This window comes from Spirosoma sp. 48-14, assembly GCF_001898575.1.
Classification (GTDB): domain Bacteria; phylum Bacteroidota; class Bacteroidia; order Cytophagales; family Spirosomataceae; genus Spirosoma.
The window spans coordinates 14,831-41,007 of record NZ_MKUD01000047.1 but is presented as its reverse complement, the minus strand read 5'-3'; the positions used below and the strand labels follow the sequence as shown (position 1 = coordinate 41,007).

The 26,177-nt window shown below is 48.5% G+C and carries 15 protein-coding genes and 1 pseudogene; 8 read left to right on the top strand and 8 right to left on the bottom strand.

From position 1 onward, the window contains the following. Positions 1-105, top strand: a pseudogene (locus tag BGO59_RS36465) (short-chain dehydrogenase); the annotation flags it as partial. Between the two features lie 20 nt (positions 106-125). Here BGO59_RS36465 and BGO59_RS24280 read toward each other — a convergent pair. The 7 genes from BGO59_RS24280 to BGO59_RS24250 all read right to left on the bottom strand — a co-directional run bounded on the left by BGO59_RS24280 (position 126) and on the right by BGO59_RS24250 (position 14,401). Then, entirely contained in the window at positions 126-2,087 is a 1,962-nt protein-coding gene (locus BGO59_RS24280; protein ID WP_293687620.1) for a S8 family serine peptidase, read from the bottom strand. Positions 2,088-2,205: 118 nt separating this feature from the next. Next, positions 2,206-2,724 (bottom strand): hypothetical protein, encoded by a 519-nt coding sequence (locus BGO59_RS24275; RefSeq protein WP_293687617.1) that lies wholly within the window; start codon positions 2,722-2,724, stop codon positions 2,206-2,208. A gap of 29 nt (positions 2,725-2,753) precedes the next feature. Then, a complete protein-coding gene (locus BGO59_RS24270) occupies positions 2,754-4,217 on the bottom strand; it encodes a SusD/RagB family nutrient-binding outer membrane lipoprotein (RefSeq protein ID WP_293687614.1) in 1,464 nt (487 codons plus the stop codon). A gap of 23 nt (positions 4,218-4,240) precedes the next feature. Beyond that, a complete protein-coding gene (locus BGO59_RS24265) occupies positions 4,241-7,390 on the bottom strand; it encodes a SusC/RagA family TonB-linked outer membrane protein (protein WP_293687611.1) in 3,150 nt (1,049 codons plus the stop codon). A gap of 365 nt (positions 7,391-7,755) precedes the next feature. Further along, positions 7,756-9,234 carry a RagB/SusD family nutrient uptake outer membrane protein gene (locus BGO59_RS24260; protein WP_293687608.1) on the bottom strand — a complete coding sequence of 493 codons (1,479 nt, stop codon included), beginning with the start codon at positions 9,232-9,234 and terminating at the stop codon, positions 7,756-7,758. 18 nt (positions 9,235-9,252) lie between these two features. Next, the gene (locus BGO59_RS24255) at positions 9,253-12,441 is read right to left on the bottom strand and encodes a TonB-dependent receptor (RefSeq protein ID WP_293687605.1); all 3,189 of its coding nucleotides are present in this window, start codon (positions 12,439-12,441) and stop codon (positions 9,253-9,255) included. A 724-nt stretch (positions 12,442-13,165) separates the two neighbouring features. Continuing rightward, the gene (locus BGO59_RS24250; RefSeq protein WP_293687602.1) at positions 13,166-14,401 is read right to left on the bottom strand and encodes a nucleoside recognition domain-containing protein; all 1,236 of its coding nucleotides are present in this window, start codon (positions 14,399-14,401) and stop codon (positions 13,166-13,168) included. Between the two features lie 145 nt (positions 14,402-14,546). Between BGO59_RS24250 and BGO59_RS24245 the strand changes: the two genes are divergently transcribed. Continuing rightward, positions 14,547-15,230 (top strand): M15 family metallopeptidase, encoded by a 684-nt coding sequence (locus BGO59_RS24245; protein ID WP_293687599.1) that lies wholly within the window; start codon positions 14,547-14,549, stop codon positions 15,228-15,230. 65 nt (positions 15,231-15,295) lie between these two features. Then, on the top strand, positions 15,296-16,447 hold the full coding sequence (locus tag BGO59_RS24240; RefSeq protein WP_293687596.1) for a M28 family peptidase: 1,152 nt from the start codon (positions 15,296-15,298) through the stop codon (positions 16,445-16,447). A 5-nt stretch (positions 16,448-16,452) separates the two neighbouring features. Here BGO59_RS24240 and panC read toward each other — a convergent pair whose 3' ends face one another. Beyond that, a complete protein-coding gene (panC, locus tag BGO59_RS24235; protein WP_293687594.1) occupies positions 16,453-17,292 on the bottom strand; it encodes a pantoate--beta-alanine ligase in 840 nt (279 codons plus the stop codon). 134 nt (positions 17,293-17,426) lie between these two features. Here panC and BGO59_RS24230 point away from each other — a divergent pair, with 134 nt between their 5' ends. From BGO59_RS24230 to BGO59_RS24210, 5 genes are all read left to right on the top strand, one after another. Further along, entirely contained in the window at positions 17,427-18,233 is an 807-nt protein-coding gene (locus tag BGO59_RS24230; protein ID WP_293687591.1) for a glycogen/starch synthase, read from the top strand. A gap of 162 nt (positions 18,234-18,395) precedes the next feature. Further along, complete coding sequence (gene glmS, locus BGO59_RS24225) at positions 18,396-20,234, top strand: glutamine--fructose-6-phosphate transaminase (isomerizing) (RefSeq protein WP_293687589.1); 1,839 nt, start codon at positions 18,396-18,398, stop codon at positions 20,232-20,234. A 589-nt stretch (positions 20,235-20,823) separates the two neighbouring features. After that, positions 20,824-21,435 (top strand): sigma-70 family RNA polymerase sigma factor, encoded by a 612-nt coding sequence (locus BGO59_RS24220; protein ID WP_293687587.1) that lies wholly within the window; start codon positions 20,824-20,826, stop codon positions 21,433-21,435. 72 nt (positions 21,436-21,507) lie between these two features. After that, positions 21,508-22,557, top strand: coding sequence for a FecR family protein (locus tag BGO59_RS24215; protein WP_293687585.1), 1,050 nt, complete (start codon positions 21,508-21,510; stop codon positions 22,555-22,557). Positions 22,558-22,656: 99 nt separating this feature from the next. Next, positions 22,657-26,169: a TonB-dependent receptor gene (locus tag BGO59_RS24210; RefSeq protein ID WP_293687583.1), complete on the top strand. Its 3,513-nt coding sequence runs from the start codon at positions 22,657-22,659 to the stop codon at positions 26,167-26,169. Positions 26,170-26,177 lie beyond the last annotated feature (8 nt).

The window sequence follows — 26,177 nt, the reverse complement described above, 5'->3', positions numbered from 1 at the left end:
CGCCCCGTCGAGAAAGGCGCGGAAACCATCGTTTGGCTGGCAACCGATGCGCCCCAATCGGAAACGGGTAAATTCTGGCACGATAAGCAGGAGGTAGATTGGTGAAGCGCGATAGTGCTACATCGCTACTTCGTCATCTCCATGGCCATTTTTACGGCATTTCGTGCATTGAGAATACCACCCGCTCGGCTCAATTCGCTGAAGGGCATTTTCTGTATGGAACGACCCGGTTTACGAACGATGAAGTTGGGGCGGTAACTGCTTTTTATTAGAATTTCTTTAACCTGTATGGCGGTCAGTTTCGGGAAATAAGACCGGAGTAGAGCGGCTACCCCTGCTGTCATGGGTGAAGCCATACTGGTGCCGGACAGGCTGGCATACTGATTCCGGGGTAGTGTTGATAGAATAGCTGTACCCGGCGCAAACAGGTCGACCGTTTGAATGCCATAATTAGATGATCGACTGGGTAAGTCTTCATTGAGTCGCCAGGTGCTGTTACCCACGACTAATACATTTTTAGCGATCTGGCCGTTTTCGTACCGGGCCGTTGGGTAGGCTGGGATCGAGTCATAGTTTTCGCCGTTGTTGCCTGCGGCATGAACGATCAGTACGTCATGGTCTTCCGCAAATTGAATGGCAGCATCCACCTGTTCTTTGTAGGGCGACAATCGTTTTCCAAAGCTCATGTTGATCACTTTAGCGCCGTTTTCAACCGCATATCGGATACCATTGGCTACATCTTTATCCCGTTCATCGCCCCCCGACGGAACTACCGAAACCGGCATGATCTGAACATGATCGGCTACCCCATCGATTCCCCGGCCGTTGTTTCGTTTGGCGCCGATGATCCCCGCCACATGGCTTCCGTGCAGGGCCAGTTCCTGCGACTGGCCAATCAGCATGCGTGGGCTACCATAGTAGCGCTCGTTCGGGTCGGCGGGGTCGTCGCCCACGGCTTGCCTTGGATTGAACGTAAGATTATACGCTATGTCGGCTTCATTACCCATAATCTGTCGGAATCTGGGCCAGTTCTTTCGGACAAGTACAAGATAGTTGCGAAAACTGCCGTACTGCGGAATATAGGCGTCGGCCAGAATGGTGCGGACGGCGTTGGCTACGGAGTCGGTTCCAAAATCGATATGCCGTATGGCTGTTGGGTTGGTAGTGGTGTCGGGTAATTTTGACCGAATTTGATTCGCTACGTTCCAAAACTGCGCTGTATCAGCAAAGGCGAGTTGTCGGGGTTGAATAGCTTTATAGCGTTGTAGAAACTGCTTTTTGGCAAGCTGGTAGGTGTTGTACTGTCGTTTTTCGACGGGGCTTAGCTTTTCAGGGTTGGCTTTATCGTATTTTTCCCGAAAAAGGATATAGATCTGTGTGGCTTCGGGTTGATCAGATTCGTACGTGGTTCCGTCTTTAGCGCCCATGAAGTTCCATCCATTCACATCGTCGGTATATCCATTCTTATCATCGTCCGTCTGGTTATCAGCAATTTCTTTGTTGTTCACCCAGATCACATCGTGCAGGTCTTCGTGAGTCAGATCAACGCCCGAATCCATAATGCCAACAACTACTGGCACCGACGGGCGTCCTTTCAGTAAATCATAGGCCTGGTAAAGACTTATACCGGCTATTGAATCCTGTTGCGGGTCGAGGTAGGGCCAGTTGCGGGGGGGCTGATTTGGATTAAGCCGCTTCCGGGTAAACTTCGGTATCTGGCCCAGTATACGTCGTCGCTCACTGCACTCATCCCGAATGGGTAGTAGGGAGAACGTCTCCCCGTTATTTTTATACGTAAGTTTATAAAGACCTGTTTCAGTGGCCCCGCAAGGACTTTGTCCATCCACTTTCTGTATCCTGAGTGTATCGCCAGTAAGCTCATAGAGCATGGTTTCGATAGGCGACAGATTTGATTCGGTAGTTACCAGGACGGTATCGAGTCGAAAGGCCAACTGGGTATGTACTTCATTGGATATACTGGCAGTAGCCGTCCAGACAGTGCCCCGAAGGGGTAATTGTGCCTGTGCGCTTATCGCCAAAACGACTAATCCTGGAATAAGTAACAAGGCAATTTTTCGTAGAATCATAGCAGGTTGATGAATACGTTGTTCAAAATACACAATTACTGGCAGTTACACATCATCCATACAAACAGAAAAGCCCTCCGGAATAAGGGAGGGCTTTTTCTACTAGAAACTTGTTCGATTAATTCACGATCCGAACGCGGACAGGCTCGGGAACAATCTGCGTACCATCGTCCAGCGTTACCAGAAATAAAAATTGAATCTCGGTGTAGTTAGGCAGCGCAATCGGAGCAGTTACTACACTCGGATACTTTTTTTTGAAGTCGGCAACCGTTGAGGTAAATACAGCCGTCGTTCCACTACCTGCTATTGGAGCTGTGTTCAGCAGGGTAGTCGTGTACGTTCCTGAGTTCAGGTTGCCAATGGTGATCCCTGTTCCGCCACCCAACACCTTGGTGATCTCCTTGATGGTGCGACCACTGCTGGCTGGTATCGATAAGGTGAATGAAATTGGGCCACCTGCTGCCAGCGAACTGATGATGAAGGGGTTGAAACCGTAGGTGGTTGTCCCTGGAAACGTTACCGGAATAGCCGGACGATTGTCCCGCACCAGATCGCTGTAGACCAGATCGTCTTTGCAGGAGAAGCTGCCACCAGCCATCAGGGCCAGCAATAACAGATTTAAAAATATCTTTTTCATGAAAATGCGTATGTCAGTTCAGTTAACCATTAATCCACATCCCACCATACCCGTACATTCGATTGGGGAGCAGGGTTGGGGAAGTTGGGGTTTTGTTGAAGTTCATTGTTGATATACACGGCCCGAACGGGTCGGGTACCATCAATACCAGCCGCGTTTTGAGATTGTTGCAGAACGGGGTATCCAGTCCGGCGGTAATCATTCCAGGCTTCGAGTCCGTTTCCGGTCCAGGCAATGTATTTCTGGGTGATGATCTGGGCGATTTTCTCCTCATTAGTACCCGAAAGAGTCGCTACTGTTGGGTTAGCGGTCAGGTATGCAGTGATCTGATCGGCGGTAAGTCCGGCCAGAGTCATGGAGGCTTTGATACCTTCGGTATAGAGAGCCTGAGGATCGCCAGGTGTACCCAAACGAAGGGCCGCTTCAGCCAGAATAAACGCTCGTTGGAAGTTCGTTACTAACCGTACCGGGCCTTCACCTGAGTTACCCGTCACGTACTTGTTATACCGTGACCAGTTTGCTACAGGTGTAGGTAGCGTACCCCGGAACCCATTGTCGATGGTTACGTAATTAGTACTGGGCTTGGTGAAGAAGATCGGCAACCGAGGATCGTTCAGGCTGTTCAAAAGGTTCAGATACCGTGTGCTCAGAATGATATCGTTCTGGAATGAGCTTATAAACGAGTACGTGTAGCGAGGGTCCTGGCTACCTACACTGGCCCCAAACGTAAAGTTCATGTCGTTTGCGTTGGATGTAATGTAGTTGTTACCTGTCAGTACCTCGTTGATAACGCTGGTAGCCAGCGCTGGCTCCTTACGACTGATGGTCGTAGCAAATTTGAGCAGCAGTGTATTGCCGGCCTGCTTCCACTTGGTTAGGTTACCGCCATAGATGACATCGTCTGTTCCTGGTTTTAGCGCCGATGGAGAGTCGAGGTCTTTGATGCCTTCGCGTACCAGATCGAACAGACTCTGAATGCCCTGCGATGAGTTTCCTTTGTAAATATCTTCCTGCTTATCGAGACGGGGATTGAGGAATTTTTCACCCTGCAGAGCCTGCGAATAAGGGACATCACCCCACACATCGGTGGCAATCGAGAAGGTATATGCCTTCAGAATTTTGGCAATGCCACTGTAGGATTTTGAGCCTGTTGCGTCACCGAGTTCGATTAATTTTTGATAGTTGACCAGTGCACCACCATAGATTTCTCCCGTCCATTGGTTACCAAAATCGGCTCCATTGGTTTGATATACATCATAGGTAGATGGACTGTTTGATGCACCTGCCAAATGTTGAACCAGTACTTCGGCAAAACGATTCAGTTCGTTGGCATTGGCAAAAGCAGTACCGGCCTGAGCACCCGGCAATAATACGGCTGGGGTAACCGATGTGGGGTTGTTGGGCGTGACGTTAACGTCAAGATATTTGCTACAAGCGCCCATACCCAACAAAAAGGGTATTAACAGGTAGCGTCTATAATTGATGAATTTCATGACTTAAAGGAAAAATAAGTTGATTAGAACGTGAGCCGAATGTTGCCGCCGAAGTTGCGGGTATTTGGCGGACCGTTCAGGTCAAGCCCCTGGATGTTACCAGCTCCCTGGGTGTTGATTTCTGGATCAGCTGGGAAACTGGGCGCATAGAAGTACAGATTTCGTCCGCTAACACCTACCGAGATTGAACCGAATGGCGTTTTGCTAATCCAGCTTTTCGGTATCGTATAGTTCAGGGCGATTTCACGCAGGCGATAAACCGTGGCATCGAATACAGCCGCTTCGGAAGCCAGACCTCCTACGTTGCCCCAATAGGTTTGAGCAGGTACCTGGATGTTGTTAGGCCGGAAGGTTCCATCTGCATTCTGAATAACACCCGGTAGAATACGGGGTTGATCGCGGTCGATACCGGTTACGTACAGGGCGCCAGTATTCTTATAGTCAACCATTGGGAATGAGTAAATCTGCCCACCCTGGCGTGTATCGATCAACACAGACAACGAAATGCCTTTATACGAGAAGGTGTTGGTCAGACCAGCTGTATAATTAGGCTGTGGTGTTGAAATAACTGAGTTCGGAATACCCGGAGCAAAGGCACCTGTTGTGCCATTCACGACATACTGACCTGCATACTGGCCGGTTGCATCATAATATTGTGCGGTCGGATCAGTATTTTGCACACGAGCATTGGCCGTGCCAACAATAACTCCATAGGGATATCCTTCGTAGATAGACGGCGCAATACCCGTAAACGAGTTACCTGTAATATTGGCTGATTTCACACCTGGAGCAATCGAAACTACTTTATTCCGAATCAGCGTATAGTTCAGCGTAAGATCCCATTTGAAACCGCTTACACGAACAGGCGTTGCATTGACAACTAGTTCAACCCCCTTGTTCAGCAATTCCCCAACGTTGGTTGTTCGGGTGCTATAGCCCGTTGAGTTCGATATGGCTACGTTAAAAATCTGGTCTGTACTGCGCGATTCGAAGTAGGTAGCATCAATGCTGAGTCGGTTCTTGAAGAAGCCCAGATTGGCACCAACTTCCCAGGACGTTACAAACTCAGGTGTCAGGTTGTTATTGCCGATACGTGAGCTAACCCCGAAACCCGGAATGTTGGCCCCTGCAATTGACAGCGGGAATGTGATACTAGCTACGTTGTTACCATACGATTGAGAAACATAGACCGAGTTAAGCAGGTAAGGATCTGCATCACGTCCTACCCGGGCAAGGCTGGCTCGTACTTTTGCATACGAAAGGATGTCCGAGTTAAGCTTGAAGGCATCGGTCGGAACAAAACTGACGGCTGCCGATGGATAGAAGTAGGTATTGTTGGCTTGGGGCAGCGTCGATGATTGGTCGGCCCGGCCCGACAGTTCCACGAAGAGGTAGTTGTTGTAATTTAACGACAACTGACCATAATACCCGACTAATCGACGGAGGGTACTTGTTTCACCACTTCCTGTAAATACAGTACCATTGCTCACGTTATAGAAACCTGGAATCGTCAGCGAAGCGGCATCGGTATAAAGCTCCTGCGATTTACGCTGGTTAATATTGTTACCCAGCAATAAGTTTGCATTCAAGCCTTCGATAAACAGATTGTCTTTACGAGCCGAAATAAGCAGGTCACCATTAAGTTCACTACGGAAGAAATTGTCCTGTTGTATTTCACCCAGCGGAGAACGTCCAGCGCCAATAGGCAGCGTCAGTTTCCGGCGGTCAGCGTAGGTATCACCCGTAACCCGGTACGCTACGTTCAACCATTTGGTAATGTCGTATCCAACCTGGAAGTTACCGAAGAAACGGTCTACCTGTCCGTCCAGTCGTTCGTTGTTTACGCTCCACTGCGGGTTGTTGGTGCTTGGCGTAAAGTAAACGCTTTTGCCGTTGGCATCCTGATAGCTCTCATTGGCCAGGTCATAACTGCGTGGTATACGCGTAATCTGCCCGAAAGCACTGGCTCCATTACCGCCTGGAATACCTACCGAAACAGTCTGTACATAGTTACCCTGTGCACTGATGCGTAAGCCGTTCTGTAATCTTGTTTCACCACCTAACTGAACGTTGGTTCGGTTAAACTTCGAATTCTGGACAACCCCATTCTGTAGCGTGTTGCCAATCGCCAAAATGTAGTTCCGGTTCGCATCACCCGAAGCAATATTGACCGAATTCTGCAGAATCATTCCCTGACGATAAAAGTCTTTTACGTTGTTGGGATATGCCTGATACGGCACTGTATTGCCCTGGGTGTTCGTTACTGACGTTGGTCCTCCGGCAAAAGGAGGGCCCCAGGAGTTGGTTGATGTCGAGTTGAATAGGTTATTGGCGCCCTGCCCGTAGTCGTTCTGGAATTTAGGGATACCGTATACGTTCTGAACGTTGTACGACGAATTTACCGTTACTTCCGTTTTGTTGTTGTTGTTACGACCCGACTTTGTGGTGATCACAATAGCACCGGCCGATGCACGCGAACCGTATAATACGGCAGCAGCTGGCCCTTTCAGAATGTTAACCGATTCGATACTTTCGGGGTTAACATCGGCCAGACGGTTCGATGGTTGCGAGCCAAACAGCGTATTCTGGGTGTTGTTGACATCATTACTGAAGATGATACCATCCACCACGATCAACGGTTGGTTTGATCCGTTGAACGACGTAATCCCCCGAATGTTGATGTTGGTCGATGCGCCAGGAGCACCACTCTGGGTGTTGATCTGTACGCCGGAGACTTTACCCTGAAGGGCGTTGAGCAGGTTTGGTTCTGAGCGTTGTGCCAGAATATTACCACCTACTTCCTGGGTTGCGTATCCCAGCGATCGCTTGTCGCGTTCGATCCCTTGAGCCGTTACAACGATCTCGTCGAGCGACTGGGAGCCAGCTACCAGAGCAACATTGAGTGTGGTTTGATTGCCAACAGCCAGATCCTGACTGGTATAGCCAATGAAACTGAAAATAAGCCGGGCTGAAGCCGGTACACTGATTTGGTAACGTCCGTTGGCGTCGGTAGTAGTACCTTTAGTTGTTCCCTTTACCTGAACGCTCACGCCGGGTAAGGTGGAACCGTCATCTGATGAAGTGACGCGGCCGCTCACGGTAATGTCCTGTGCCATAAGGGGCAAACAGAACAACAACGAAAGCAACCAGCTTCCCAATAGAATTTTCCGCATTTGTGAGTAGAGATTAATTGATATTAAAATAGTCAAAAATGGGAACAAATATACTGCCTGTTTCTCAAGTAGTAGATAAATGTCAGCCACTTTTTTTTACAGTAATGGCGTCGGAGGATTGTATTTATTTGATTGATTTTACTTAAATCAATAAAGACATTTTTGCTGTGAGTATGTTGCACCAAAACTAGAATTTGTACAAAAAATGGTAGAAAAACTTGTTGGTTGCTACTGTCTTGCTAGGATTCCGGACTAGCACGGCTTGTCCTATATGCTTTTTAATCCTTTGCTGGTTGGTATAGTTACTAAAAAAGGCGGCTACCCTGAGCAAGGTAGCCGCCTTTTTTAGTACTAAGCGAATCAGATTAATTGTCCGTAGCCAGTTTGTTCAGCGCCAGTTCTGATGCTGAAATAGGCCAGATGTAGTTAGGTTCGGAAGCCGTTTTGGCAGGAACCGTTCCTTTAGCCGGAATCGTCTGGAGCAGACGTACCAGATCATTATTGCGTAATCCTTCACCGAGAAACTCGATTCGGCGCTCCAGTAAAATCGCATTGATCAGATCTGTTGACGTAGCGAAGTTAGCTGCTGTGAATGTCGTAGCTGCATCGGAACGATTCCGAACGGCATTTAACAGAGCAACGGCCTGTGCGTCGACCGTATTGGTACTCCGAACTTTGGCTTCTGCCAGGTTCAGCAGCACTTCAGAATAGCGCATAACTGGAACATAATCCGTATAGGGGCTTGGAGCTTTGTATTTAATCAACCAGTTTTTCAGGTTAGCTCCCGAACCTGATTGTTTAATGAACGACCGCCGTTTGTCGGTAGCTGTCCAGGTTGGCTCAGCAATAATTCCCTTGGCATTAAGAGAGTACTCGCCATTGCCCACACCACCATTCGCAGTATTGGGCGAGAAGTAGTAGGCCAACTGGTTTTGTGTACCTGGGAAATCACCCGACGTCGACGTCATCGGCATTGACAGGATAGATTCCGTCGTGGTGTAGTTTGTAAACACGGTAGCAATGTCGGCCTGCAACTGATTCGCTACGCCCGTTGGCGCTTTGAAAGGAGCCGTTGCGCTTACAATCTTGTTCGCTTCTGTAATCACCGACGCGTAATTCTGCATGCTCAGATATACCCGTGTTTTCAACGCGATGGCTGTGTTTTTATGAGCCCGTGTCGTATTATCGGCGGCCGTAGCATACGTTGAGGGCAAACTAGCCTCGGCTTCGTTCAGATCTTTCAGCACCTGAGCATATACGTCAGCTACACTGCTACGTACCAGATCGGATTGACCTACGCCTTTGATGCCATTCAGACGCAGGGGAACACCAGGCTTGGTTCCGTTACCGTCGGCATAGGGGCGGGCGTAATACTGAAGCAGACTGTAATAGCTCAGTGCCCGGATAAACTTCGCTTCGGCAATATATTTGGCTGAAGCATCAGTACCAACCACGTTCGACCCACCAGCGGCCATACCATCCAGGAAGATGTTGCACTTGTTGATGGCCAGATAAGCGAAATACCATAGGTTAACTACGGCTGTAGCGCTGTTGGTAGCGTTTAAGCCCCAAACGTCGGAACCGGTTACCAGGTTGGAGGTTTCATTGATAAATTCTTCACCCCGGATGTCGCCATAGATTACATAACGGCCACCGTAGAAGTTACCATCTTTTAAAGCTCCGTATAGCGACAGAAGCTGAGTTTGTACCCGTGTTGTCGTGCTGAAAGCGGATGCGTCAGATACGGATGTCTGCGGGATTGGGGTCAGCAGATCCCGATTACAGGAACTAGCTCCCAACAGCGTCAGGCAAACAACGGCTATGTATTTGAAATAACGTTTCATGTGTTTCTTAAGCTTGAATTAGAATCCGGCTCTGATACCAAAGGTGATCGTGCGAGCATTACCAATTGTATTTCTGTCGACGCCTTGAGCACTGTTCCCTGATGTTGTAGCTCCGTTTGACGATACTTCTGGATCTGGGCCAGGATATTTTGTAAGAACAGCCAGGTTCTGACCGCTGACATACAGGCGCAGGTTGCTCATCTTGATTTTCGCCAGCAGGTTGTTTGGCAATGTATAGCCAAACGTAACCGACCGAACTTTCAGGAAGTCGCCTTTGAAGACGTTAATGTCCAGCGGGAAAGCTGAGCCATTTGACGTATTGTCGTTAAATACGGGTTTCGCGTATTTCTTACCCGTGTCGCCTTCTTTCTGCCAGGCATCCGTCAACACATCCGTTGCATTGTTCCAGAACCGTTGATCGTGCAGACCTGCGTTGGTACCGTAGTAAACCGAGAAACCTAATTGATAGGTCAACAGAACGCCGAGATCGAAGTTCTTGTATTTGAAGTTGTTATCCCAGCCGCCATACTGTTTAGGAACTACGTTGGCATACATCACCCCATCGTTGGCCTGTGTAATGGAGGAACCACCCGTTGGGCTCACGTATCTGGTTTTACCATCGGGTGTGGTCGAATAGTTGAATTCACCCGATGGCGCGTAGAACTGATAATACACATTCTGACCTGCCGAATTAACGAAAATTCGCTTACCCGTAGCCGGATCAACACCATTGGTTTTTACTACCCACAAATAACCCAGCGAATAACCTGGTTGCGTTTGGTTTACCGTTTCCAGACCCGATGTGCCCGTTTGTAGAACATTCAGACCCGGCGCCAGGGCAGTTACTTCATTTTTGTTGAAGGTGATGTTGAAGTTCGAGCTCCACTGGAAGTCCTTGGTATTGATGATTCGGGCATTCAGCGAAAGCTCTAACCCTTTGTTGTACATCGTACCTACGTTCTGTGGCGGATAAGCAACACCTGACAATGTACCCGGAATCCCTGTAGACGGAGCTTGAGCTACGTTAAGAATCAGGTTGTTGATATCGTTTTTATAGTAGGCAATCTCGCCTGAAATCCGGTTGTTCAGCAGGCCAAAGTTAATGCCAATGTCAGTTTTGGTACTCGTTTCCCACTTAAGGGCTGGGTTACCAACCACGTTGAAAGCCAGCGTAGCGGCACCACCATACAAGCCAGACGCGTACAGGGAATAAGGTGAATAGTCGTTAATACCACCGATGTTACCCACTTTACCATAGCTACCGCGTAGCTTGAAACTGCTGAAAATGTTATCCAGCGAAGCCGATTTCCAGAAATTTTCCTGGGTGATTTCCCAGCCCGCTGAAACACCATAGAAAACCCCTTTTTTCTCACCCAAAGCCGAATATTCATCCTGACGTATATTACCGCTCAGGAAGTATCTCTCCTTGTAGTTATAGTTCAAACGGCCAAAACCGGATAATAGGTAGTTTTCGCCATAAGCCATGCTGGATGGGTTATTGACGGTATAACCAGCCTGGATAACCGTGTAGTTAGGATCAGACAGGTTCTGACGGTTTATACCATAGCCCAGGGTTGTGGTCCGTTGTTGTTCCTGACCTATTAATAAGTTGAAGTTGTGTGCTCCACCAAACGATTTTTCGAACTGAGCCGTATTGGTCCATAGCCAGGTTTTCAGTTTACGGAAGTTGCTGGTGGCATTGCCCGTTGAGCTGTACCCATCACTCGACTGTGGCGACTGGAATAAGTCGTTGTCAACAAGCAGATAGTCAATACCATAGGTGCTCCGTAGGGTGATCCAGTCAAGCGGTTTGAACTGAACATACGCGTTCGACTGGATGTGGTTGTTCTCGGTATTCGACCGGTTCTGATCCAGCATAGGCAGCGGGTTTGGATAAGAAACCGACGTACCAACAATATTATTAGCGATGCCAATAGCTGACCCATTCAGGTTATACGTCCCATCGTTATTATATGGCGACAGGATTGGTGGCAGTACCAAACCCACACGACCTAAACCGGCGGTATTGAACGCTTCGCCATTCAACGATCCCGACGTACCTGCCGATATGTTCTTCTCGTTCGAAATAGCGATTTTACCCCCAATTGTAAACAGCTTGCTCAGCTTGCTATCCACATTGAACAGGGCATTCATACGACCGAAGTCGTTCTTATTCAGGACCCCTTTCTGGTTAGTATACCCTACCGAGAAGTAATAGTTCGTATTTTCGCTACCACCCGAAACGTTCACGCTATGGCTATGCGATACGCCTTGGCGGTAGATGTAATCGTACCAGCGCGTATCAATCGGATTGCCGTTGGCATCGTTGGTTTGGGTGAATTTTACAGCCGAAGCGGTTGGGTTGTTGGCAACAGCCTGTGATTTGAATGAAATATACTGACTGGCGTTCATCATTTCGGGCAGACGGTAGGTGTTTGAAAACCCTAACCAGCCATCGTAATTAACCCGGACCTTACCCGACTTACCCCGTTTGGTGGTGATGAAAACGACACCATTGGCGGCACGGCTACCATAAATAGCGGTAGCGGCTGCATCCTTGGCTACGTCCATGCTTTCAATGTCGTTGGGATTGATACTCGCCAGCGGGTTTGATGGGGCGTTGGTACTGCCCTGGTCACCCGTGAAGGTAGGAACACCATCCACAACGATCAACGGATAGGAGCTCAGCGAGATGGAGTTTGTACCCCGAATTCGAAAAACGGGAGGGTTGTTCAATACGCCGTTTGGTACCGTAATCTGCACCCCTGCCGACCGACCTGCCAGCCCCGATTCAAAGCTTTGAATAGGCATCTGAGCGATTGTCGATCCCTTCACGGAGGAAATACTTCCGGTAGCATCCTGACGGGTCTGCGTACCGTAGCCAATGACAACCACTTCACTGAGCTGTTGCATATCGCCCTTTAGCAGGACATTGACAACGGAACGATTGTTGACCGGAACTTCCTGCGCCGTATAGCCGATAAAACTAAATACTAATGTGCTATTGGCAGAAGCCGTCAGGCGGTAATTGCCTTGAGCGTCGGTGTTTGTTCCCCGGTTGCTACCTTTTACCTGTACAGTCACTCCTGGCAGAAGCGACCCATCATCTGATGAAGTGACTTGGCCGCTTACCGTTATATCCTGTGCAAAACCGGGGAGACAGAACAATAACGTAAGCATCCAACTTCCAAATAAAATTTTCCGCATTTGTTAGTAGAGATTAAATAATATTAAACGTCCAATAAATTGGCGAACAAAGTTAAGGTGCAGAATACAAATTGCTACTATCCTTCGGTTAAGAAATTTTGTAATATTCTAATAATGGCTTTTGGGGGATATTTTGAAGAGTATAGATTTTTTAATAATTCTGTTTGATTGTTGAGAATTTTAAAAAATGTATCTTGTTCAATTGTGATTCTTTTAACTAATCCACGATTTTATAGAGAGTGATTAAAATAACTATCACTGTTTGAGGAAGATGCAATTTTGTCACTAGACGTATACAAGCTTTTTTTTGTTTAAGTATATATAACCAATAGGACCCTGGTCGGTGAATTTGATTTGGAATTTCCAGGCTAGTAAGGCAGGTGACTAGTAGTTAAATAGTAGTATTACTTAAATAAAAGTATGAAAAGTTAAATTATGTAAACAGATAATATTTTGCTAAAAGTGGTATTTTTCTAATAAAAAAATCGTGTTCATATGTTTTAATAGTATAAAATAAGGTTTGTTTTGTAAAGGATAAAATTAAATGTATAAACACTTATTGTTGTATTTTACGTTGAAATACTTACGAGGCAATTAGGTCGTAACTAGCTGGTACGACAAGTTATGTATCTTTGAAAAGTTATATTTTGTACTTACTCGCCAAATGGACATTCTGAGGATAGTAAGAAATCCTCAGTGCCCTGCTGTACCAATGATCTGCTAATTAGTGGAAGAAGAAATACCCTAAGGCGATACCCGCAATGACGCCAACAAAATCGGCAAAAAGGCCATAGGGAATTGCATGGCGTGAGTTACGAATACCTACCGAGCCGAAATAGAGGGCTACAATATAAAAGGTTGTATCGGCCGACCCCTGAAAGATACAGACAAGACGGCCTACAAATGAGTCGGGTCCGAATTGCTTCATGGCGTCGATCATCAACGCACGAGCACCAGCCCCACTCAGAGGTTTCATCAACGCAACGGGCAGTGCATCCGTAAAGTCAGTATTCAGGCCTGTAAGAGCGAATAAATACTTGAACCCACCAACCAGGTAATCCATAGCGCCTGCGTTTCGGAAGGCACCAATAGCGACCAGCATCCCTACCAGATAGGGGATAATCTTTACTGTCGTTTCGAATCCGCCTTTAGCGCCTTCAATAAACGTTTCGAAGATGGGCACTTTTCGCCAGAGTGCTCCCACAAGAAAAGCAACGATAATGGTCAGCAGAACCAGATTGCCGAATACTTTCGAAATCGTTTCGATTTCCTCTTTTGGGCGGCCTGCCAGCGCCCATAAAGCCAATCCGATCAGCGCTGTAATGCCACCCAGCCAGCCCAATACAGTCGTATTAAGCAGGTTGATGCGCTGCTTGATGGCTACTGCTACCAGCGCTACTACGGTTGTTACATAGGTTCCGATCACACAGGGGATGAAAACATCCGACGGGTCTTTGGCTCCCAGGATAGCTCGTTGCGCCATAATACTCAGCGGAATAATCTGTAGACCTGAGGTATGCAGCACCAGAAACATGATCTGCGCATTGGAAGCCGTGTCTTTGTTGGGGTTAAGTTCCTGTAAGCTGGCCATAGCTTTCAGGCCAAAGGGAGTGGCCGCGTTGTCGAGCCCAATCATATTGGCCGAAAAATTCATAATCATTTGCCCGTTGGCCGGATGATTTTCGGGAACTTCAGGGAAGAGTTTATGGAAAAATGGGCCAATAATGCGTGCCATAAAGTTGATCGCCCCTGCTTTCTCGCCAATGTTAAGCAATCCCAGAAAAAATGTCATAACGCCTGCCAGGGGGAGCGCAATATCCATAACAGCCACTTTGGATGAATCGAACAGCCCTTCAACAACGATTTTGAATATTTCGGTGTCGCCCAGAAAAATGAGCTTGGCCAACGCAACCAGAAAAGCAATGACAAAAAAAGCAACCCAAATGTAATTAAGAGCCATCGGTGGTAAAAGAGCGAAAGAGTAAAAGAGCAAACGCGTGAATGAGCAGACTTGGGCTATTTAGCCCGTTCACTCGGGCGTTTACTTAGAACCCTGTAAGTTTACATGAACATTTGGCTCAAACCAAGTCTGATATTCTGATAACATGAGGAAAATCGTCTGCTATACCATCGCTTTTTCATTTTTTTACTCTTTCGTTCTCTTTCCAGCGCTTGCTCAGCCCTTCGAAGCGGCCATGATCAAACAGGGGTTGGTGGATGTGCAAACCGTTGACCCAACGATTCTGGTCGAACTCAAATATTCAACGACAGATAACTTTGTCGGAAAGGATGTATATGGCGACCTCACACGGGCATATATGCAACCAATGGCAGCCCGTAAACTGGCATTGGCTAGTAAATATCTCCAGGCGGCACATCCGAATCTTCGGTTGCTGGTGTATGATGCTGCCCGGCCTCGTTCGGCTCAGTGGAATTTATGGAATGCGCTGCCTGATTTGTCGGAACGCGAACGGCGAAAATACGTCGCAGACCCCCGCCAGGGGTCAATTCATAATTATGGATGCGCTGTTGACCTGACGGTGGCTACTGAAGATGGAAAACCTCTGGATATGGGTACTAAGTATGATTTTTTCGGAGAACTAGCTTACCCTTCCCGTGAAGCTGTTCTGTTAAAAGCCGGAAAACTAACGCAAAAGCAACTGGACAATCGATTAATTCTCCGTACGGCTATGCGCCAGGGTGGTTTCACGCCCATTGAATACGAATGGTGGCATTTTAATGCCCTTTCTCGGGAGAAGGCAAAAATGGCGTTTCGTATTGTGGATTAATACGAGAAACGATACCTATAAGTGTACGTCTATAGTGGCGACAGTTTCCTTATTCGTTTTCAAGTATGCGTTTGCCTGGTTTAAAAGTTATTTATTTCTTATCGGCCATACTGTTGGGTGTGAGTCAATCAGTGGTTGCTCAGTCGGATGTTTCGCCATTGATGGTGCCAGTGGACTTGTTGCGTAAACACGTTTTTATGCTGGCTTCCGATAGTTTACAAGGACGTGAAACGGGTACTATCGGGCAGCAGCAGGCTTCCATCTATTGCGCCCGATCGTTCAGGCAAAGTCATCTGCTGGCCGCTTTTCGAATCGATTCGGTACAGGGGTCTTTCCGGCAGACGTTTGCTTTCACTGTTCGTAGTGGCGTACCGTTTGGAATGGGACAATTGCCTGGTTCTGCATCATCGGGTAGTGTTCGGGCATATCAATCTCCAAGTTCTTTCAGTCGTTCATCTTATCGCTCAATTCCTTCAACCTATAAGCCTCTTGAATTAGCTCCTTTGCCTAGTACTGCAAAAGATAGTAGCAACGTGTCATTCAGCCATAATGTAGGTGGTTTGCTCATGGGGACGGATCTGCGACGAGAAGTAATTGTACTATCTGCTCATTACGATCATCTGGGTAAAGTAGGGAAGCGTGTATATCATGGTGCCGATGATAATGCATCGGGTACTGCGACTATTTTGAGTGTAGCATCGCTCTTCGACAGCCTGGCTCGTCAGGGAATTCGGCCCCGTCGGAGTATATTATTTCTGCTTTTTTCGGGTGAGGAAGGTGGTTTAGTAGGGTCGCAATACTTTGTGGCGAATTCTCCAATTCCACTGAATCAACTCCTTTGTGATATAAATGTAGATATGGTTGGTCGGGTGGACGATTTTCATCATAAGAAACCCAACTATTGCTATTTGATTACAGGGAGCCAGACGAACGAACTGGCTTCTATAGTCAATCGGGCTAATGACCTATCTGTTCATCTGGCTTTGAACGATGGCGGCTACGATACCCAGTCAGACCCTAAGCAATACTTCTATCGGTCCGATCATTATAACTTTGTTAAAGCAGGAGTGCCAGCCCTGTTTTTCTCCGATGGTGAGCATCCCGACTATCATCAGCCTTCCGATACTGCGGATAAAATTGATTACGAATTGCTCCAAAAGCGGGCTACCCTGGTGTTTCAAACGGCCTGGCTGATTGCCAATGAAACGGGTAAATAGATGAATTAGAACACCAGGTTATCAATCAACCGGACTTTGCCGAGGTGGGCAGCGAGACAAATCGCTGTTTGACCTGGAGCCAATACATAATCGGTGGGTTGAAGGGAATTAGCATTGACAACGTCCACGTATTCCAACCGGAAATCAGGCTTGTTATTGAAAAAATCGGTAACCATTTCTTTGGCCTGCGCAACGCTTTGTTCGTCCATCAGAGCACCGTGGGCGCGTGTGAGAGCCTCAAACAGAGCTGGGGCCTGGTCCCGTTCGGCAGCAGTAAGATTACGGTTTCGTGACGACATAGCCAACCCGTCCGTTTCGCGTACGATAGGGCAACGGATCAACTCAACGGGAAAACTCAAGTCGCGGATGAGTTGTCGAATAACGCCCACCTGCTGGAGATCTTTCTGCCCGAAATAAGCGCGGTCGGGTTGAATAATGTTAAACAGTTTGGCAACCACAATACCGACGCCATTGAAATGCCCAGGCCGAAAAGCACCTTCCATAACTGTCTCCAGCAACCCAAAATTCAGCCGTAGGCTGGGCGGATTAGGGTACATTTCGTCGACGGAGGGCGCAAATACGACATCGCAGCCAGCCGTTTCTAGCTTCTGGCAATCTTCTTCGAGCGTTCGGGGGTATCGGGCGAGGTCGTCAGGATTGTTGAATTGGACTGGATTGACAAAAATACTGCTCACAACAACGTCATTTTCCCGACGGGCCGTTTCGATCAATGCCATATGCCCTTCGTGAAGTGCGCCCATCGTTGGTACAAAACCAATGGTGCTTTCGGTGCGGAATGTGTGCAGGTATTGACGAATCGTATCGGCTTTTTCAAAACGTTTCATGAGGCTACTTTTTTGAGCCTGCAATGATACAGGTTTCGTCTCTTTTTTAGCAGAAAATGTATTGAAATACGGGAAAAATTTGTTTAATTTTGCAAGTTTTTTGATTCTCTCAAGACAACACACGCTTCCCGATTATGAGCAAATTACGCATCCTTTATGTCGCTAGTGAAATCAATCCTTTCTTAAAAACTTCTGAGGTTGCCGACTTTGTTCGCAAGCTGCCACAAGCCATGCAGGAGCGGGGAATGGAAATCAGAATTCTGGTGCCCCGGTTTGGATTGATCAATGAGCGGAAAAACAGGTTGCACGAGGTGGTTCGGTTGTCAGGTATTAACATTGCGGTTGGTGACGACGAAAAGCCCCTGATTATCAAGGTGGCATCGATCCCAACGGCTAAGCTTCAGGTTTACTTTATCGATAACGAAGATTATTTCCAGCGGAAATATGTATTCCACGACAAAGAAAACCGATTCTATGATGATAACGACGAACGGGCGATTTTCTTCTGCAAAGGGGTCCTGGAAACTGTAAAAAAATTAGGATGGGCGCCTGACATCGTTCATTGCAACGACTGGATGACAGCCCTGATTCCGCTGTATCTGAAGACGACCTACAAAAACGACCCGATGTTTAAAGACACAAAGTCAGTTTTTACGGTCTACAACAATTCGTTTGAGCATCGGTTCGAGGGCGATATCATCGAAAAAGCCCGCATGATGGACATTGATGATGAAATGCTGGCCGAGTTGAAAACGGCCGATTTTCAAGGGTTTATTCGAATTGGCTGTGCTTATGCCGATGCTGTAGTTCGAGCTGATGAAGAGTCGAGCGAAAGCCTGAATGCCATTCTGGATGATACGCCAGAACACAAATTCGACCTGGCTGAAGCCGACGATCTGACTGATCGCTATTACAACCTGTATACGCAACTGGCTGGTTAATGGCTAGTTGGAGTGCTATTTTTCTTGCCGATTGTGAAATCAATCACGCAAAAAGCCGGACGTTCCGGCTTTTTGCATTTACTTTACTTCCTGAATATACCTTGCACAGCGGTTTGCTGCCAGGTATAATTTGTTCGTTGTTAATCAAAACGACCCCTGATTATGTGTGGAATTGTAGCATATGTTGGGCACCGGGAAGCGTGTCCACTCGTCATAAAAGGCCTGAAGCGCCTGGAGTACCGGGGTTACGATAGCGCCGGTGTTGCTCTGATGAATGGACAGGGGCTAAAAATTTATAAGAAAAAAGGCAAAGTTGTTGCCCTGGAACAGGAGCTGGATGGTAAAGAAATACATGCAACCATTGGCATGGGCCATACACGCTGGGCCACACACGGGGAGCCCAACGATGTCAATGCGCACCCGCATTACTCCTTTCATCGAAAGCTGGCGATAATTCACAATGGAATTATTGAAAACTATGCGGCTATTAAGCAGGCGTTGCTCAAAAAAGGGCACACCTTTACCAGCGAAACCGATACGGAAGTATTAGGGCAGTTTATTGAAGATATCTGGGAAAACAACGGCGGTAGCCTGGAAGAAGCAGTTCGGCTAGCCTTGCAGGAAGTTGTTGGTGCATATGCCATTGTGATTATGAGTGAAGCCGATCCGACTCAGTTGATTGCGGCCCGGAAAGGATCGCCCCTGGTTATTGGTGTCGGCGACAATGAGTTCTTCCTGGCGTCGGATGCTACTCCGATTGTGGAGTATACCAAAGACGTAATCTACCTGAACGATTACGAAATCGCGGTCATTAAAAATGGCGAACTGAAAGTTGTTACACTCGACAATACGACTACAACGCCTTATGTTCATAAAGTAGAACTGGAACTCGAAGCTATCGAAAAAGGTGGTTTCGATCATTTCATGCTTAAAGAGATTTTCGAGCAGCCCCGTTCTATTGCCGACTCAATGCGCGGGCGCGTACAGGCCGATGCCGGAACCTTGCAACTGGGTGGCTTGCGCGATTATCTGGATAAACTGGCGAAGTCGAAACGGATTGTGATCGTTGGTTGTGGTACGTCGTGGCACGCTGGTCTGGTGGCGGAGTATATTTTTGAAGAACTGGCTCGGATTCCGGTTGAGGTGGAGTACGCGTCGGAATTCCGGTACCGAAATCCGATCATTAAAGAAGGAGATATTGTTATTGCTATTTCACAGTCGGGCGAAACGGCTGATACACTGGCTGCTATCGAACTGGCAAAATCGAAAGGGGCCACAATTTTTGGGGTTTGCAACGTGGTGGGCTCGTCTATCGCCCGAGCAACGGATGCTGGGGCCTATACCCACGCAGGTCCCGAAATCGGGGTTGCCAGTACCAAAGCGTTTACAGCACAGGTAACGGTCCTGACGTTGATGGCGCTGGCAGCAGCAAAACGAAAAGGCACTATTTCGGACTCGCTCTTCCGGCAATTGCTGGCCGAAATGGAAAGTATTCCGGCAAAAGTGGAGAAAGTGTTGCAGGCCGCTGACAAAATCAAGGAGATCGCGTACATTTTTACCTACGCCCGCAATTTCATTTACCTGGGTCGTGGCTTAAACTTCCCTGTTGCGCTGGAAGGAGCTCTGAAGCTGAAAGAAATCAGTTACATCCATGCTGAAGGCTATCCGGCTGCTGAAATGAAGCACGGCCCCATTGCGCTCATCGACGAAGATATGCCGGTGGTTGTGATTGCAACCAAAGATTCGTCGTACGAGAAAGTAGTCTCGAATATTCAGGAAGTCAAAGCGCGGAAAGGGCGTGTAATTGCGATCACGACGGAGGGCGATACGCATCTGCCTGGCATGGTCGATTTTACCATTGAGATCCCGAAAGTGCATGAAGTATTGATGCCTTTAGTATCGGTAGTGCCTCTTCAATTGCTGGCTTACGACATTGCCGTTATGCGTGGCCGCAACGTTGACCAACCCCGAAACCTGGCTAAATCAGTTACGGTGGAGTAAATACAAAAATGCTTCGACCAGTAAACGTCTTTCTGAAACTAGTTAGCTCTATTTCTCGGTAATCAAGAAGCCCTGAAAGCGTTCATGTAACTATTTCTATTTTTGAGCGATAGACAGTCATTGGCCAGGCTAAAGGGCTGATCCACTGCGTTTGGCCCTGCTGGTTGTATAGTTGGTAGATCGATTTTGATTTTCGGGAAAACAGATTTAAATACTTCTCCTGAGCATTAGCTTTTGCGGTAATCAAGCTTACTAATAGCTTAAGAAGTTGTTTGAGTTAGTCAACTTATAGCGTTTTACCCAGGTAGGGTGAGGGCAGATTCTCAAAACCGAGTCATACCAACCGTTCGGTTTTAAGAAACCGCACACGTCAGGTTTAAGAACCTGACGCCACGAACGCAAACAACTTCTAAGAAGTTGTTTGAGCGAGTCAATTTACAGTGGTTTGTCTAGGTAGGGTGAGGGCAGATTCTCAAATCTGCCCCCGTGCGGTTTCTCAAAACCGAACGCGTCAGGTTTAAGAGCCTGACGCCACGAACGCAAATAGCTTCTTAAGCTATGATTTTTAATCCTGTAGACCAGTCGATAGATGGGTGTTACACCGCCGACCAACGAACAAGTACTCTGGCTCAGTTTCCAGTCGGGCGATGAAGGGGCTTTTCAGCAACTCTATCAGCTCCATATTCGGCATCTGCTCAACTATGGGTTGCGTCTTTGTGAGTCCGTAGCAACCGTTGAAGACTGCATTCAAGATGTATTTACCGAACTCTGGCACTACCGACAACGGGTTACCCAACCGGCTTCGGTGCGTTTTTATTTGCTGAAGGCACTTCGCAACCGGCTCAAAGCCCAGTACCGCCGGGAGCAACCATTCATATCGGGTTGGGATGATGATCGGGATGAAATAGGTCAAGCGACATTTAGTATCGAGCCGTCTGCCGAACAGCAGCTCATCGCACTGGATATTGATTCCGAGCGGGCAGCGAAAATCCGGCTGGCTATGAATGCCTTATCGCCCCGGCAACGCGAAATTATATACCTCCGCTATTTTAACGACCTATCGTATGAGCAGATCTGTGAGTTGATGAACATTAACTATCAGACCGCCCGCTCACAGATTTATTCGAGTTTGAAACAATTGCGCATGCTTCTGAAAGACAAGGAGTTATCGCTATTATTGCCTTTATTTTTCTTCAATTAAGAAAATTTTTTACCTTTTTTATACTACAAAAGGCCACTGTGGCTTCACTGTATGATTGACTAACCTGGTGTTATGAAATCATACAGTGACTACCTGCCCTACGATGCCGAGGCATTTCTGATGGATGCTTCCTTTCGGGCCTGGATTGCGAAGCCAACCCCCGAAATGACGGCCTACTGGCAGGGCTTGGTGGAAACCTATCCACACCTGCGCGACTCGTTTGAGCAAGCCCGGCTGCTCGCTCAGGGACTAGCCGCTACCTGGATTCCCTTCTCCGAGGAGTATACGGCTGATTTATTTCAGCGAACGCTGGCCAATCGAACCCCCGATCTGGTGGAGGATACGGCTACGATTCGACAAATGCCACGGGTATCGTACTGGACCTATACCGCTGCTGCACTGATCCCATTGCTACTTGGCGTATGGAGTTATCTCTATTTCTTCCAGGAACAGCTCATACAAAACGGAAATGCCCAGTTTCAGACACTTACCTTGTACGATGGCTCGGAAGTGAGGCTCAATGCCAACAGTCAACTGCGTATTCCCTCGCGTTTTCACTGGCGGTCGAATCGGGAAGTATGGCTTACAGGCGAAGGCTTTTTTGCGGTTCAGAAGCAGAAAAACGACCAGACAGGGAGCTATCGCAAATTTACTGTTCATGCCGAACGGGCTGATGTTGCCGTGCTAGGAACCCGGTTTACGGTGTATTCCCGGTCGCAACGGACGCAGGTGCTGCTGGAAGAAGGCCGTATTGCTTTAACTGACCCGGTCAGCCAAAAAACAATCGTGATGAAGCCAGGGCAGTTAGCCACCTATCAGACAGGCGCATCGCGCTATACACTCGCCCTAGTTAATGCTAAACAGCAGCGTCCACTGATGGCCTGGCGCGACAAGCTGCTGGTATTTGAAAATGCGTCGATGGCGGTTCTCGGGCAACGGTTCCGGGAGGTGTATGGCGTGCAACTGGTGCTTGAAGGCGAGGACTTTGCCGATCAGCAATTTACCGGGGAGTTGCCGCTCGATGATCAGGAGAAAGCCCTGCGTATTCTTTCAGAAACCTTCGGGCTCAAAGCGGTGCCTTATCAGAACCGCATCTACTTTATTCCCAGTCCAGTAAACTGATATTCCCATGATGCAGGCATAACTGCCTGTAAAAATAAAACCACACTCAGCGAGCGTGGCCTATTCAATTTATAAATTCTAAAACAAAGAACGTAAAAAATGCCTAAACCCTTACAACGTGAGTGCCTTCATTTTGCCGCATTGGCACTGCTGACGGGCGGAATCGGTTCGGTTTCTGCCCAAACCCTGGCGCTGGCTCGTTATCAAAACCCGTCGGGTATAACCCAACCAGCGCTCAATTCATTGGAACTCAAAACCCTGCTTGGCCAACTGGAAGGCAAGTATGGGGTTCGGTTCAACTATCGGGCAGCGCTGGTTCGTTCGGTAACGATTTTGACACCCCCACTAGCCGAGTTTAGTGAGCATATTCCCGAAACGCTGAACCGGATACTGGCGCCAAAGGAATTGCAGTGTATCCAGATCGATACCCGCACTTACGTAATTCAGCCCATAAGTGGGGCAAAAAAAGGGGTAAAGCCCGAATCCCCGAATACAGCCGACCTCCGGCCCAGTCTGATCCCTTCAATAAGCCCAATCGCTTTTGAGCAGGTGCAGGAGCGTACCCTGACGGGGCAAGTGGTAGATGCCGCATCCGGGCAGGGGTTACCGGGGGTTAGTGTCGTGGTTAAAAATACCAGCAAAGGAACCGTTACCGATACGGATGGTAAGTTCCGGCTGGTTATCCCCAATCAGGCCGATGTCGTGGTCTTTTCCTTTATTGGCTATATATCTCAGGAGGTTTCGGTTAAGAACCAAACCCTACTGAATATCAAGCTGGTCGCCGACACCAAAGCGCTCAACGAAGTGGTGGTGGTTGGTTACGGCACTCAAAAGAAATCTGACCTGACGGGTGCTGTCTCGACGATTACGGCCGAAAAGCTGAAAGCCCAGCCCGTTGCCGGTATCGATCAGGCCTTAGCTGGGCAACTGCCGGGTGTTCAGGTTACCCAACCGACGGGCGCACCGGGTGGTGGCGTGCGGGTGCGGGTACGGGGATCTGGGTCTATTTCATCCAGCAACGAGCCGCTGTATGTGATTGACGGCTATCCGGTACAGGGAAACTTTGATCAGAACTATAACCCGCTGACGACCCTCAATCCGGCTGATATTGAATCCATCAACGTGCTCAAAGATGCCTCCTCAACGGCTATCTATGGGTCTCGCGGATCTAATGGTGTAGTAATCATTACCACCAAGCGAGGCAAAGCCGGAAAAACGCGGATTGATTTCGATGCCTATGTCGGTACGCAGTCACTGGACCGACCCATCAAGATGCTCAATGCCGCCCAACTAGCCGAAATCGGTACCGAGGCCCGAAATCAGTACTACCGTGATGTCATTGGGGGCAATCCGGCCGATAGCAACGAAGAGCGATTGAAGAAAACATCGGCCGGATTAGCCCTGATTCCGCCCTTCTTTACTCAACCCACCCCCTACGATACCGACTGGCAAAAGGCCTTTTACCGTGCCGCGCCCATCAGTAGTTACAACGTATCGGTCAGTGGGGGTAATGAACGGACCACGTTTTCGGTCGGGGCTGGGTATTTCAATCAGCAGGGTATTATTCCCAACACCAACCTGCTACGCTATTCCATTCGGGCCAATATCGAATCGCAAGCCAGTGACCGACTCAAAATTGGGGTCAGTTTGCTGCCATCCGTCCGAACCCAACGCGTTGTCGATGTGGAAGGTCACGTGTCGGTGGGGGCAATCACGGGTACGCTTAATTTCCTGCCCCAATTGCCAGTTCAATACCCGGATGGCACCTACAGTACCATGACCAACATGCAGTACGGGTTTCAGACGCCCGAAAATCCGCTGGTGATTGTGAATGAAGAAAATCGGCAGCAGTTGTTCTACCGGATGCTGGGAACGGTGTATGCGGATTATGCCCTTCTGAAAGACCTCAATCTGCGCGTAACTGTTGGTGGCGACCTGAATGCCTCGCGAGAAGATCGCTTTCGTTCCTCTAAGATTGGTAACCCCGGCCAGCCAGCGCCAACTGTACCGTCAGGATTTGCCAATGATGGGATGAGCTATAACTGGCTGAACGAAAACACCGCTACCTACACCCGACAGTTAGGAAAACATGGGCTGACGGCCCTGGTAGGGTATACCATTCAGAAAAACCGGAATTACGGAACATCCTTAACGGCCATCAATTTTCCCAATGACCTGGTCACGACCCTCAATGCGGGGCAGATTAACGGTGGCAATACATCGCGCGACGAATGGGCACTTTTGTCCTGGCTGGGGCGGATCAACTACAATTATCAGGATCGGTATCTGCTCACCGTTAGCTTCCGGCGGGACGGCAGTAGTCGGTTTGGATCGAATAACCGCTGGGGGAATTTCCCGTCGGTTGCGGCCGCCTGGCGAATCGTCGACGAACCGTTTATGAAGTCGATCAAAGCGATTAGTGACCTGAAATTGCGGGCCAGCTACGGGCTAAACGGGAATAATTTCATCAGTAATTATGGCTCAATTGGCCTGATCAGCACGTCGAACTACATCACCGGAGCCGGTACGGGCGCGCTGGCCAATGGCCTGGTACCTTCATCCATCGCGAATCCTGATCTGACCTGGGAAAAGTCTAAACAGGTGGATGTGGGGCTGGAAGTGGGTCTGTTCAACAACCGCCTGCTGCTGACCGCCGATTATTACAACCGATTGACCTCGGGCTTACTGCTGAACGTGCCGGTGCCCTCGATCACGGGGTTTACCAATGCCCTGCAAAACATCGGTCAGGTGAAGAATTACGGGCTGGAATTTGGTCTGACGAGTCGGAACCTGGTGGGGAAAGCCTTTACCTGGACAACGGATGCCAATATCTCCTTCAACCGAAATCGGGTGCTGGCCCTGGGGCCCAAAGGGGATCCGATTCGTAGCTCTACCGACGTGGCCGATACGCACATCACCCAAATTGGATCGCCCATTAGCAATTATTATGGCTACCAGGTCGATGGTATTTTTCAGAACCAGGCCCAGGTTGATGCGGGGCCAACCTGGGCAGCACCAGTCATTACCCGGCCCGGTGATTTCCGATTCAAAGACATTAATGGTGATGGGAAAATCGACGCCAACGACCGGACCGTCATCGGTACGCCCTATCCTAAATTCGTTTTCGGTCTAACGAACACCCTTAGCTATAAAGGATTCGATCTCAGTATATTACTACAAGGCTCGCAGGGAAATCAGGTATTGTATTTGCAGCGCCGTTTCTTCGGTTTCGTCAATTCCAGCAATTCGTATGCGGATGTGGTAAACCGGTGGCAGAGCGAGGCCAATCCGGGCGATGGCAAACATCCACGAGCCTATCCGGCGGGTAACTCCAATCAAGTAACGTCCTACTATGTGGAAGATGGTTCGTATCTACGGATTCGCAATGTTTCGCTGGGTTATCGACTACCTGCCCGTTGGGCCGAACGCATCGGCATGCAGGGCCTCCGCATCTACACGACGGGCCAGAATCTCTACACGTTCACCAAGTACGCCGGTTACAATCCCGAAGTCAACCGAAACTACAATGGCAATCCACTTGTCGAAGGGGTCGATTATGGAGTTTACCCACTCGCCCGCAGTTTCACCGTTGGTTTGAATGCTTCCTTCTAACTCTCTGC